Annotated in this window: 14 protein-coding genes; 13 read left to right on the forward strand and 1 reads right to left on the reverse strand. The window is 33.2% G+C overall.

The genetic code is table 11. The annotated features are described in order from the left end of the window. Window positions 1-4 precede the first annotated feature (4 nt). From FS486_RS03940 to FS486_RS03985, 10 genes are all read left to right on the forward strand, one after another. Window positions 5-667 carry a hypothetical protein gene (locus FS486_RS03940; protein ID WP_144509968.1) on the forward strand — a complete coding sequence of 221 codons (663 nt, stop codon included), beginning with the start codon at window positions 5-7 and terminating at the stop codon, window positions 665-667. Continuing rightward, window positions 667-1,173: a hypothetical protein gene (locus tag FS486_RS03945; RefSeq protein ID WP_144509970.1), complete on the forward strand. Its 507-nt coding sequence runs from the start codon at window positions 667-669 to the stop codon at window positions 1,171-1,173. The genes FS486_RS03940 and FS486_RS03945 overlap by 1 nt, the downstream gene beginning before the upstream one ends. A gap of 11 nt (window positions 1,174-1,184) precedes the next feature. Then, complete coding sequence (locus tag FS486_RS03950) at window positions 1,185-1,922, forward strand: hypothetical protein (RefSeq protein WP_144509972.1); 738 nt, start codon at window positions 1,185-1,187, stop codon at window positions 1,920-1,922. 77 nt (window positions 1,923-1,999) lie between these two features. Beyond that, complete coding sequence (locus FS486_RS03955) at window positions 2,000-2,734, forward strand: hypothetical protein (protein ID WP_144509973.1); 735 nt, start codon at window positions 2,000-2,002, stop codon at window positions 2,732-2,734. A gap of 232 nt (window positions 2,735-2,966) precedes the next feature. Then, window positions 2,967-4,292, forward strand: coding sequence for an HNH endonuclease (locus tag FS486_RS03960; protein ID WP_144509975.1), 1,326 nt, complete (start codon window positions 2,967-2,969; stop codon window positions 4,290-4,292). Window positions 4,293-4,403: 111 nt separating this feature from the next. After that, a complete protein-coding gene (locus FS486_RS03965; protein ID WP_144509976.1) occupies window positions 4,404-4,961 on the forward strand; it encodes a hypothetical protein in 558 nt (185 codons plus the stop codon). Beyond that, window positions 4,954-5,424 carry a hypothetical protein gene (locus FS486_RS03970; RefSeq protein WP_144509978.1) on the forward strand — a complete coding sequence of 157 codons (471 nt, stop codon included), beginning with the start codon at window positions 4,954-4,956 and terminating at the stop codon, window positions 5,422-5,424. Before FS486_RS03965 ends, FS486_RS03970 begins: the two co-directional genes overlap by 8 nt. A gap of 60 nt (window positions 5,425-5,484) precedes the next feature. After that, on the forward strand, window positions 5,485-6,519 hold the full coding sequence (locus FS486_RS03975; RefSeq protein WP_260858009.1) for a tyrosine-type recombinase/integrase: 1,035 nt from the start codon (window positions 5,485-5,487) through the stop codon (window positions 6,517-6,519). Then, entirely contained in the window at window positions 6,512-7,543 is a 1,032-nt protein-coding gene (locus FS486_RS03980) for a homing endonuclease associated repeat-containing protein (RefSeq protein WP_186321347.1), read from the forward strand. The genes FS486_RS03975 and FS486_RS03980 overlap by 8 nt, the downstream gene beginning before the upstream one ends. Before the next feature lie 277 nt (window positions 7,544-7,820). Further along, window positions 7,821-8,396, forward strand: a complete 576-nt coding sequence (locus FS486_RS03985; RefSeq protein ID WP_144509981.1) for a hypothetical protein — start codon at window positions 7,821-7,823, stop codon at window positions 8,394-8,396. Window positions 8,397-8,443: 47 nt separating this feature from the next. Here FS486_RS03985 and FS486_RS03990 read toward each other — a convergent pair whose 3' ends face one another. Then, entirely contained in the window at window positions 8,444-8,620 is a 177-nt protein-coding gene (locus FS486_RS03990; protein ID WP_144509983.1) for a ribbon-helix-helix domain-containing protein, read from the reverse strand. Between the two features lie 175 nt (window positions 8,621-8,795). Between FS486_RS03990 and FS486_RS03995 the strand changes: the two genes are divergently transcribed. The 3 genes from FS486_RS03995 to FS486_RS04005 all read left to right on the forward strand — a co-directional run bounded on the left by FS486_RS03995 (window position 8,796) and on the right by FS486_RS04005 (window position 12,082). Further along, window positions 8,796-9,062, forward strand: a complete 267-nt coding sequence (locus FS486_RS03995; protein WP_144509985.1) for a hypothetical protein — start codon at window positions 8,796-8,798, stop codon at window positions 9,060-9,062. Next, a complete protein-coding gene (locus FS486_RS04000; RefSeq protein ID WP_144509986.1) occupies window positions 9,059-10,339 on the forward strand; it encodes a PDDEXK family nuclease in 1,281 nt (426 codons plus the stop codon). Before FS486_RS03995 ends, FS486_RS04000 begins: the two co-directional genes overlap by 4 nt. Before the next feature lie 114 nt (window positions 10,340-10,453). Beyond that, window positions 10,454-12,082, forward strand: coding sequence for a phage tail tape measure protein (locus FS486_RS04005; RefSeq protein WP_186321348.1), 1,629 nt, complete (start codon window positions 10,454-10,456; stop codon window positions 12,080-12,082). The last annotated feature ends 72 nt before the right edge of the window (window positions 12,083-12,154 follow it).

Here is a 12,154-nt window from a genome sequence, read left to right on the forward strand (position 1 = left end):
AAACATGAACTATCTTGATGCATATAAAGCTAGAGTGTCACCTAATGGAGAATCTATGCAGGATGCTGTAAAGGCGACAACTAAAAGACAAGCAATCAATAATATCATGAATTCACCTACTAGAAGTTTCGTTCGTTTGAATGATAATCAAGATTTAACTCCTGTGATCGTATCTGATAAGGAAACATTCCATAAAAGGATATTTTTATTTATTCCTGATACAGACATCAAAGTTGGAGATTACGTTCATCAAGACGATGCTACTTATTTAGCAGTAGACCAAGAAAAGGATGAGCTATACCCTCAACTTATAGGTGAGCTGTGCAATGATATGTTTAAATTTAAAATAGATGCTACAAGAGTGGAAATTGGAAAGAATGACTTTGGACGCCCTATTTATCGTGATATTGGTGCTACAGAATTAAACATCCCTTGTGTGATGACAAATAAGATACCAAGCACAGTCGAAAACTCCTCTATTCCTCTACCTGATGGAGCTATGATAATCCGCATCCCCTACATTAAAGACCAAATACCTAAAATTAATTACTCGTTCACTCATAGAGGAAGTCCTTATAAAGTAACAAATGTTTCATATGAAAATGTGATTAATGAAATTGGATTTGTTGAGATTAGATTGCAAAGAACGACTGGAGTTGAAGCTTAATGGTAATTAAGAAAGGCTCTATGCGTGAAGTGATTAAAAGTGTCAATGACATCCTAATTAATGATGAGGAATTATTGAGATCATTATGGTACTTGCCTGAAGATGTGACTGGGACTGACCCAATGAGTTCAACACTTCTAGACGTGAAAAGTTTAGCTAACTATTGGGATATAGTGAATCAGAGAATTATGTTGGCTGAAAAAGTAGACGATTTAGAAGCCGACCCTTTATGTCGATTGTATATATCCAGTGGTAGACGCAGACCTGTGTTTAATAATTACTTACTTGCTACTCAAGAAATTGTGATAAACGTGTTTGTACACGAGGATTATGAATTAGACGGTCGCACTGAATGGATTGGCGATAGATTGAATGAGCTACTTGCTTTAGAACGATTAGACGGTTCAATAGGAATGTTTGAGTATGCTGGAGGCAATCCAAGGGTTGCACCGATTGGATATAAGCGCTATGAACATACTTTTAGCTATTCGACAGGCAAGAAATGATGTGATGCTATATGGATGAGAAGGATTTTTATATATTTGGTGAACCAGTAGAAACAGAATTTGGTGAAGTTAGATTTCTGACATATGTGGAGTATTTACACAATTTAACTGAGTTGTCTGCTATGAGTCAAAATGTGTTGCATATATATTATCAGTATAAGAATCACTACGACAGCATTAAGCTAGACGAGCATCTAAAAGCACAAATAGAAGAATCCCTTGAAGCTTTAAAAAAAGAATCTCTATACAATATAGTAAAAGAGAATAAAGAACTTAAAAGCGATTATCAAAAGATATTTGATTTAGTGATTGGTAACAAAGAAATAATAGATGTGATATTTAGTGATGAGCAATTATTCATGAAGTTTAGAAAGCTAATACTAGACATGAATATGATGACCGAAAGCCTAGTCTCGCCTAATCCTGAAATTCAAAAAGGCATTGAACGTAGTAGACGAGTTAAACAAAACTCTAGCAAAGACAAACAATCCTTTGGAGACATTGTCTCATCTATTGTAGTCGGTGCAGGAATTCTACCACAAGACGTAGCTCATATGACTGTTCTACAGGTTTACTCTACTTATTATAGAATATCTAGATTTCAAAGCTATAACACAAGTACACTATTTGCTACAGTTGCTGAAAAGGTAGAGATTGAATCATGGTCGGCTCACATTGACTTATGGGAGAAAGAAAAAGACGGCATGGAGAAATCAGAATTTGATAAGAAATTTGGAAACATATTTTAGTTGGACTCTTACGAGCTTCATTAGAATATGTTTTTTGTTTTGTATATAAAAGAAATTATTAGGAGGAAAACAATAATATGAAAACAATCGTACAAGATGTTGCTGAAGTTTTAGTAACTAACTTAGACACAGGTAAAGTAGTAATGATTGGGGAAGCTCAAATTACAGGCATCTCTCAACAAATTAATGAAGAAAAAATTAAGGGAGGAATTGGAAATAAAACTATCTTCCTTCTTCGCTCAGACAAGGAAATTGACTTAAATATTACTTCTGCCACGTTTGATGCAGAATTCTTCGCTATGTCTCAAGGGGTTTCAATTGATGAAGCTGGGAAAGCAATTGTTACTAAATCAGTAAATGTAAAATTAGTAGACAATGCTGGCAATTTAGAAGCAACAATTCCAAATGCTCCTACTGGTCTTACTACAGCAGTGTTCGTTGACAAGGATGACTCTCAAGAACAAGTTGCAGTTGCAACAGGTGTAGCAACTATTCCAGCTTTGTCGGCAGCAAAAGCAGGAGATACTGTTCAAATACTATACAAAGAAGAAATTACAGGGCGTTCTATCGAGCTTAACTCTTCTAAGTTCGCATCTAAATTCCGTGTTGAGTACCGCACAATTTCTTACGACGTAACAGACGCTACGGTTCATGCTGATATTTATTACATTTTTGAAGAATGTATTCCATCAGGTGCATTCGATATGTCTTTACAAAATGGTCAAGTTTACACACCAGAAATTAACTTCTCTGTTACTAACCCTATTGGGTCAGATGTTATGGGTCAGTATATCGAAAAAGTTCGTGAATAGTTTACAAACATAAATTATTGTAATAATATATAGTAAAAGAAGAAGTAGTTAATTCTACTTCTCTTTCTATTTACTAGTGCTATAAATAGTTATTGTACTCCTAGTAAATAGAAAGAGTTTTGCAAAGAGATAGATTGAGAAGTCATGAGCCCAGTCAAAAAGAAGAAACTCTCATTCTTCCTTCTCTTTGTTGATTTACATATGAGAGATACTTTTGAGAGGGGTAATTAAAATGACGACACAACCAAGGAACATTAAATATACTATAGAAGAAGTGAAAGCTTACATTAAAGAAAATAAGATGGACATGGAACTGCTTAGTGATACTTATGTTAGCAATGGACTGCCTTTAAATTTTAAATGTGATATTTGTGAATATAGCTTTAATAAGACATTTAACGCAATCAAATCTTCGGGGCAGAGTTGTCCTGCATGTGGAAAGAATGGAATTAAAATAACAAAAGACGAACTAGCCCAACATGTCAAAGAGTTTGGATATGAAATCGTTGATTTTTTAGGTGGAGACTCAAATAAGGGAACGCTATTTAGTGTTCAATGTGATAGAGGGCATGTTTATGATACTAACTACCGTGAATTTAATAGAGAAGAATCTAGAGGTGGAGGAAGTTGTAAACGATGCACCAAAGAGGGATATAGTTCGACTAGAAAGAAAACCATGAAAGAATTTGCTCAAAACGTTTCAGAGTGGGGTTATACCATATCAGGAGATCCAGTTAAAAACATACGTGACAAACGTACATTTATTTGCTCTGAAGGACACGAAAGAACTACTAGTTATTCTGAATTAAAGAAGGCAAGTGGGTGTCCAACATGTAGAGGATATATCAATAAACACACAGAGGAAAGCATTTCTAGCTCATTGGCGAAAGTAGGAATAAAATATTTAACAGGTTTTATCAATACTAATGAAGTATTTATGTATGAGTGTGAGTGCGGGAATGAATCTGTTGGAAGATATCATAGATTACTTAGCGGAGAAAGATGTCCAGACTGCTCTTCGAAAAGATTTTGGAAATATGATGAAGTAGTTCAATATTATAAAGATAGAGATTGTGAATTGCTAGAGACTGAGTATATTGATTCTAAGTCGCCAATGAAATATAAGTGCTCTTGTGGAGAAACATATAGTCGAACATTCAACACATTTCAATATCATCCTCTATGTCGTAATTGTACTGTTTCAAGTATTCCTAAAGGCAAAAACCATCATGGATGGAATTCAGAATTAACAGAAGAAGAAAGATTAAACAGTAGAAAATATCCTGAATATAAACAGTGGAGAAATTCAGTTTATGAAAGAGATAGTTACACTTGCCAGTGCTGTGGAGACAACAATGGGCATAATCTAAATGCACATCATATTTTAAATCATTCAGATTACCCAGAATTAAGATTAGACATAGATAATGGAATAACATTATGTGAAACATGTCATGTAGACTTTCATATGGCATATGGTTTCACTTACAACTCATATGAACAATTACAGGAATACATTGAAGATATAATAAATGAGTCAAAATTAAAAACAGCATAAATAAATTATTAGAAGTCGATCGCTTTATTTAATCGACTTCTTTTTATATTCAAAAAAAATACATAGCAGTGCTGCACCTAGCATTGCAAATGAAAATAAGGAGGATTCAAAATGACACAACCGAAAAAACCTAGACAAAAGAATATTAAATTAACCGATATTCAGAAGCAATATAAAAAAGTAAACACATATAAAACTCACATTTTAAACGAGAAAGAAAATAAAGTAATTAGATATTACGAAGTGTTTGATGAGACTCGTATTCAAGAACTAATAAAGGAAGCTTATGAGGATGTTGTTTACGCTGAGGAAAATGGGCTGAATACGTTTAAAGATGTAGGCGATGTAAGCGGAGATATGAAATTTATTAAATACATCTACTTCTTAATAATTAAACATATGACAGAACTTAAGAATGAGATAGTTGGCAACCTTGAAGAAAAATCAAGACTGTTTAATCAAATAGAAGCAATTGGACTGTTTCACGAGTTGATGGAGAATGTTTTTTTGCCAGAAGAAGTATCAAAAGTTTTAGAACGTGTGGGCAACTTTGCATTACTAGCTAATCAAATGACTGAGAAGGAAAAAGAGGAACGTCAGAAAGCGTTAGAGAGTGTTCAGCATCCACTCATGAAGAAGAAGCTAGAAGAAGGAATGAACAATGCCTAAGTTTAAGGATTTAGCATCTCTAGAAGCCTATCTTCAAAAGAACGCTATGCAGATCCTTTCTAGGTCTGCTGACGTAGAACGTGTAGTCGCAGAAGTCATGAGCCAAGCAGTTATAGATGTGGTTTATGCAGCCTACTCCCCTACTCAATATGAAAGACGAATGGATAACGATGGCTTGTCAGATCCACGTAATGTCGGTATAGGCGATTTTGGAATTAAGCCTGATGGAAGTGTATTCATCACATTTGAGAACTTAACTGAAGGTGAAGATTCGATGCAAGGCAAATTCATCACAGATACGATTGTTGAAGGCAGAAAATCAGACTGGAATAATCCGAATGGTGTTTGGTCAGAGCCAAGAGACTTCATTGGTGAAGCTTCTAGACGCTTACGTGAGAATCCTCAAGAACTGATAAACGCATTTAAAAGTGGATTGTTAGCCAAGGGATTCAAGGTTAAGTAAATAGCAATTATAAATAAATTATTGTAATTAACAGCTAGAATATACAGGAGGTAATAATGATTGAGCAAGATTAAACGAGTAAAGTATTTCACAAATGAAAAGAAAGCTATGATTAATCCTGAGAATAGGCGTGCGTATGATAAATATCTTCAAAGTCAAATTATTAAGAACAGAGATGTTAAGGAGACCACATATAAAGTATATCGTAATTACATGGATCATTTTATGGTTTATTTAATGGAAGACTGGGAAAACATCCATCTCTATAGTGAAGAGTTTATAGACAATGCAGTAGACATAATGGAGGGCTACATTGGATTTTGTCAAGACAAACTCTACAATAACAAAAAAGTGATTAACACTAAGCTTTCCACTGTTTCTAGCTTTTTTGTGTGGAGCTTAAAACGAAAGCTTGTGGATAAACATCCATTTGATAAGCAGTTAGACAGAATGAAAGGTGCTAATGATGAAAAAATTATAGCATCCCACTATTTGGATGAAGAACAGACTACCTTCATTACAGAAGAATTGAAAACTGACAAAAAGTATGATATTCAAGATAGATTAATTTGGGGTATTATGTATGATTCAGCGAATCGAGTAGGTGCTATTTCTAAATTAACACTGTCCTCTCTTGACCTAGATAACATGGTATTTGAGGATATCCGAGAGAAACGTGGGAAAATGGTTGAAGTTGTATTTGAAGAAGATACAAAACAACTACTTGAAGAGTGGCTTGAATTAAGAAAGGACATGGACAATCTAGAAGTAGATGCATTATTCATTACTAAAATGAATGGTGAATATCGTCCAATGACCAAGGGGACAATTCAAAGCAGAGTTAAGAAGATTGGACACATTTTAGGTATCGATGATTTTAGAAGCCATTCCATTAGGAAAACAACCCTAAATCAGATATACGAGTCTACTGGAGACCTTTCTCTCGCTTCGGAATATGCAAACCACAACAGTTTGGACACCACTAAACAGAGTTATATTAGACCACAGAGCAAGACTGAAATGAGAGAGAAGTTGGCTGAACTTAGAAAACAGAAACAAGATCAGAAAGATAAGAATAAAAATGCCAATGAATAACAGTTGGACAAATTCCAAATCTTTTAAAATGCTGCAAGAATGTCCTTTCTTTGAGTATAGTGAAGATGATTTTGCTGGTATCTATAAAATAGAAAACCTTGAAAATGGAAAAGTTTATATCGGTCAAAGTAGAGATATTTTTAAAAGAATAGTTACTCACAAAAACGAATTATTAAAAAATAATCATTCAAATAGCCATCTTCAAAAATCATGGAACAGATATGGAGCTAAGTGTTTTATATTTGAAATCATTGAATACTGTTCCATTAGTGATTTGTATTCTTGTGAGAATAAGTGGGTGCTCTATTACAATAGCTACGATTCTTTGTTTGGTTACAATAAGACGATTCCAAATCAAGATGCTACCTCATTTACTCACTCCAAAGAGGTCAGAGAAAGAATCAGTGAGAACACTAAAAAATACTCAGATGATGAATTAATCTCTTATCTACAAGAATTCTATTATATGGAAGGAAGAGTTCCTACCATTAGAGATTTAGATAGTTCAGAAAACAATTATCCATCTGCGTGTTTAAATAGATTTGGCGGCTTACAAGGAGCTCTCATAAAGGCTGATATATATTCCTTCACTAAAGGAAGTGGCTTCGACAAAGGAAAAATCACGAGGGAAAGCATACTTTCTTCTATTGGTTCTTTTGTAGATAAAAACCACTACTTTCCAGAGGCTAGAGAAATGACTCCTGAAAATAATTTGTATAGCTACTCTTCTATCAAAAAGGTTTTTAAAAATGGACTGGAAGAAATTAAAGAGCAATTTGGCTACGACAAAGAAACAGTTAAACATCTTGAACAACTAGAAGCACTTGCTTGCCTAAAAGAAATTTATGATGAAAATGGATTCGTTAGTGACACGTTAATTGACTGTAGTAATAAGTGTAAAGGTCGAAGCTACTTTCAAAGAAGCTTTGGCTCGTTTACAAACGCTTATCGTATGGTTGGAATCAATCCTGATAAAAATTTACAAGATAGCCTAAGTCATTACAATTCATTAAGAAAAAGTTAAATCATTGATTGGATACTCTGTTAAATCGGAGTATCATTTGAGTGATTTAATACTCATTTGAAACTGTCCTTTTATTCAACCACTTCCTCCCCTTTCGCAATAATTCAAACGACGAAAAATTCTTAACAATTAATAATATTTAAAAATAATTCAAAATTTTATGTATACTTCCTTTTGAGTTTGTCATATACTGTGTTATGATAGTCAGAGATAGTCAAATATTCTGAAATTAAAATCATGATATAATATGCACAATAAACTTAAAAGGAGAATGGATATGAATGGGAGATTAAAGTGGATTGGATTATTGTTTATTGCTGGAGTGTTATTGGTTGGTTGCGAGGAAGTAGTTGGTGAAGCTGATATTGATACTGCTGTCGAATCATCGTCTTCAGATACTCAATCAACAGAAGATAAAATTGAAAGCTTAAAACCTGAAAACGTAAAGAATGGAACTGTTTCAGAGGATGTCTATTTAGAAGTGTTTAGATACATTAATGAATTTGAACAATTTGGAACAAGAATAACAGAGCTTCAGTTAAAATCTAATAATGATTACACCCTACTCGATGATGCAACATTTAAAAATGACTATTTAGCTGCTATAAGTGAGTATGAAATTTTTAATAAAAGTTTTCACATTATACCTAGTACGAAAGTAGACTTTGAGATTAATGACAATTTTAGTGACATTATCTATACGGAATCACTATATTTGAAAGAAGTTAAAGAGTTTGTTAATACAGGAGACACTTATCACGCTAAAAATGCTTCACAGTATATAAACACAATAAAAACATCTTATTCTGCAATGTTAAATACACTAGAGAAATATGATTTATTTAGCAAATAAAAAATAAATAAGAAACGACCCCTGTCTATTTAAAGGAGTCGTTTTTATTATTGTCTTATATTCATGTCTCTAGGTATCGAAGCTTCATTCATATCATTAATAAGTAATTTAACAGCTCTATCAATTAGTTTTGAAATGGGAATTCCAGTCTGACTAGAAAGCTCTCTTAGCTCGCATAGCAATTCTGCATCCATTGTACTCCCAAATGATTCACGTTTGCTCATTCAACTCTCCCCTTCAACTCTTCTATTATAATACATTATACACTAGTGTATAATAAAAATAAAATTATTTTAATAACTTTCTAGAAAACTATAGATTGTTCTAGAACTTTCTGATATTATAAGTTTAACAAAGGAAAAACATAACAACTAACTTACAATATTGGGAGGAATGGAAATGATTAAGGTGAATGCAATGGGTGCTATAACGATAGTTTTTGAGAAAGATATAGAAGGAAAAGACATAGCTTCAATATTCAACAATGATACATACTTCTATACTAATCTTCTGATTGAGGACATAGAAGTCAATTTAAGAATGAGCAATGGTGACGAAATTAAATTGAAGGTAATAGACTGGGAGGTTAGACAGCCTGGTATGTTTATCGAGGACGACATAGATGAAAATAGGAAAGAGAATCATAGAGAGGAGGAAATTAGATGATAGTACAAAATCAGTTGGTTGAGATTAAATGGCATGGATCTAATAGAAAAACATTGGAGTCACACGGCTATATTTACACTAAGTTGGGCGATGTGATAAAAATACCTGTATGCCATTTATCGGAAAAGTCTCATGTAAAAGTTAAAATTATATGTGATTGGTGCAATAACGAGAAGCTAAAAAGAAGAACCGATATAGCTTTAGATGGAAATCATTTTTGCAATACGTCTTGTTATGGTAAATGGCTAAAAGAATCAGAAGATGCAAAATCAATACATCAGAAAAGAGTAAATAGAATATTGACGCACTGCAAGTGTTGTAATAAAAATATACAAAAGAAACCATCTGAATTTACTGGACATGGCGAACATTATTGTTCTAGGAGTTGTATGGCAAAACACAGAAACGCAACTAACGACCTCAATCCTAAAAAAGAAAAAATTGAAGTTAAATGTGACTTATGTGGAAAATCATACAAAGTTCATGAATCAGTAAGTTTAAAGAATAAATGGCATTTTTGCTCAAGAGAATGTTATTCGAGTTATCGATCAGAAAATTTAGTCGGGGATAAGATTTATAACTATCAAGGAATAATCAAAGAATGTGATACTTGTGGCTCAGAAACAAAAGTAACTGAATATTATCTTGAAAATAGAAAAAATATATTTTGTTCAAAGGAATGTTATTACGATTTTAGAGCCAAGCACTATATAGGAGAAAAACATCCACAGTTCGGCTCAAAGAAAACATTAGAACAAAGAGAACAAATGAGTATTGTTACATCAAGTAGAATAGCAAATGGTGAGTTTCCTCAGACTAATACATCTATTCAAATAAAAATAAGAAGATTGATAGAAAAATTAAACGTGCCTTTTAAAGAAGAAATTCAATTTAAATATTATGTGCTAGATTTTTATAGTGAAAACAGTAATCTTGCAATTGAGGTAATGGGAGACTATTGGCATGGTTCACCTTTGAAATATGACAATTACGACTCTCTTCATGATATTCAGAAAAAAGATATAAAAAGGGATAAATCCAAAAAGACGTATTTGGATAAGTATCATAATATAAAAGTGCTGTATTTATGGGAGTATGATATAAACAATAATATTGATATCTGCGAAGAATTAATATTAAATTATGTAGAAGCAAATGGAAAATTAAAAGATTATAATAGCTTTAACTACAAACTTGAAAATGAAACATTAAAAATAAATGACAATATAATACTGCCATATTTTATGAGGGCAAACACTAAACATCAAACTATATAAATAGGTTAATTTAAGAGTGCAGTTTCGAGTAATCTATAAGTCATCCAATTGTAAGAAGTGTCTTTAAATAGACGCTTCTTTTTTATTGGCAATATTTAAGAAAGGAGCGAAATGATGGCTAACACAAATAACTCGCTAGAATTATTGGTGAAATTGGGAATCGACACCTCCAATAAGACTGACTTGCAATCGCAAGTTTCAGAGCTAGGCAGAAAGTTAGAAGGGTTAAAGGTTGACATTAAGCTAGACCCAAAAGTAATTAGTAATTTAGAGAAGCTAACTACTATGGATTTTAGTAAACTCTCCTCTAATTTTAGTCAAGCAGTTGATAAAATAAATAAGGAAACGAAACAGTCTGCAAATAAAATACAACAAGAATATGAGAAGGCTGGTAAAAAAGCCAGTGCCGAATTAAGCTCAGACCTTTCAAAAGTATTCAAAAAAGAAATATTCACTAATGTAAAAGAAGTAGAAAAAGCTCTTAAAGGTCTTAATCCCGATATTAAGGTTAAATTTGATGTTAAAGATGGAGTTAAAGAAGCACAGAAAGTAATAGCTACTATACAACAAGATGGCAAAAAGCAGATGTTAGAATTTGGGCAGGTCTATGGCGATAAAAGTGGTAATGCTTGGCAACTAAAACAGGTAACCGAACTAGACACAGCAAATTCCAAAGCAGCTAAAAGTGTTAATGAGCTTGTAAAAAATATGAACAAGCTACTAACTGAAGGAAAAATAACAAATGAACAATTTGAAAAATTAACTGGCAGCATTGCCAACATTGATAAACATGGCGGTATTAAAGGTTTAAATGCACAACTAGATCATTTTGTTGCTAATAATAAAAAGGCTGAACAAGCTGTACGTGATCAAGTGAAAGCTCAAAAGGAACAAGAAGCCGAGCTAAAAAGACAAGAAACCTTACAAAGACAAATTATTGAAAATGAAATAAAACGAAAAAATTTAGTTTTAGATATAGAAAGAGCAATGAAATCACAAAGTAAAAATATTGATTCAGGTGCGGCGAGAAAGCTAATAGAAGACACTAAGGCATTAGACGTACATTCAAAAAGTTTTAGTACTTCTTTAAAGCAAAATCAATCAGCATTAAAAGAAATGAAAACCAATGCCACTGAAGCTACTAGAAGCAATATTGGTTTAATCGATAGTTTTAAAGTTGCAATGGAAAAATTTCCCATATGGATGGCTAGTAGTACGCTTTTCTATGGTGTAATCAGAAGTGCAAGAGAATTTGGTTCAATAATTGTTGATATAGATACAAAAATGACCAACTTAGCTAAAGTTTTATCAGACGATGTGAATATAGAAGAGGTGTTTGATAGAGGAGCTGCTAGTGCGGAGAAGTTTGGACAGTCTATCTCCGCCAGTCTTGATGCCATGGCAGAGTTCGCTAGACAGGGTTTTTCTGGAAACGAATTAGGTATTTTAACTGATGCTGGACTTGTCGCAGCAAACGTCGGAGAAATTACTGTACAAAAAGCTAGTGAATATTTAACTGCCAGTCTCATACAGTGGAAGATGGATGCGAAGGATGCAATGGAAATAATTGACAGTTTCAATGAAATTTCTAACAATTATGCAACCACTGTAGAAAAGCTTAGTCAAGGAAATGCTCGCGCAGCAAGTACAGCGAGAGCCATGGGATTAGATTTTAACGAGTTAAATGGAATCATCGGAACAGTAACAGCCGCGACTCGTCAATCAGGGAACGAAGTGGGTTAAATTAGCCCCCTTACACAGTGATGTGTATTGAATAATGCGGAATATGCTGGAAACTCCTTAGAGCCTTTATTA

The organism is Bacillus sp. FJAT-22090, assembly GCF_007676755.1.
In the GTDB taxonomy this organism is placed as follows: Bacteria; Bacillota; Bacilli; order Bacillales_A; family Planococcaceae; genus Psychrobacillus.

What these genes read in the sequence shown, in the direction of transcription:
- FS486_RS03940 (WP_144509968.1), top strand. Translation starts at nt 5, where the DNA reads ATGAACTATCTTGATGCATATAAAGCTAGAGTGTCACCTAATGGAGAA.
- FS486_RS03945 (WP_144509970.1), top strand. Translation starts at nt 667, where the DNA reads ATGGTAATTAAGAAAGGCTCTATGCGTGAAGTGATTAAAAGTGTCAAT.
- FS486_RS03950 (WP_144509972.1), top strand. Translation starts at nt 1,185, where the DNA reads ATGGATGAGAAGGATTTTTATATATTTGGTGAACCAGTAGAAACAGAA.
- FS486_RS03955 (WP_144509973.1), top strand. Translation starts at nt 2,000, where the DNA reads ATGAAAACAATCGTACAAGATGTTGCTGAAGTTTTAGTAACTAACTTA.
- FS486_RS03960 (WP_144509975.1), top strand. Translation starts at nt 2,967, where the DNA reads ATGACGACACAACCAAGGAACATTAAATATACTATAGAAGAAGTGAAA.
- FS486_RS03965 (WP_144509976.1), top strand. Translation starts at nt 4,404, where the DNA reads ATGACACAACCGAAAAAACCTAGACAAAAGAATATTAAATTAACCGAT.
- FS486_RS03970 (WP_144509978.1), top strand. Translation starts at nt 4,954, where the DNA reads ATGCCTAAGTTTAAGGATTTAGCATCTCTAGAAGCCTATCTTCAAAAG.
- FS486_RS03980 (WP_186321347.1), top strand. Translation starts at nt 6,512, where the DNA reads ATGAATAACAGTTGGACAAATTCCAAATCTTTTAAAATGCTGCAAGAA.
- FS486_RS03985 (WP_144509981.1), top strand. Translation starts at nt 7,821, where the DNA reads ATGAATGGGAGATTAAAGTGGATTGGATTATTGTTTATTGCTGGAGTG.
- FS486_RS03990 (WP_144509983.1), bottom strand. Translation starts at nt 8,620, where the DNA reads ATGAGCAAACGTGAATCATTTGGGAGTACAATGGATGCAGAATTGCTA.
- FS486_RS03995 (WP_144509985.1), top strand. Translation starts at nt 8,796, where the DNA reads ATGATTAAGGTGAATGCAATGGGTGCTATAACGATAGTTTTTGAGAAA.
- FS486_RS04000 (WP_144509986.1), top strand. Translation starts at nt 9,059, where the DNA reads ATGATAGTACAAAATCAGTTGGTTGAGATTAAATGGCATGGATCTAAT.
- FS486_RS04005 (WP_186321348.1), top strand. Translation starts at nt 10,454, where the DNA reads ATGGCTAACACAAATAACTCGCTAGAATTATTGGTGAAATTGGGAATC.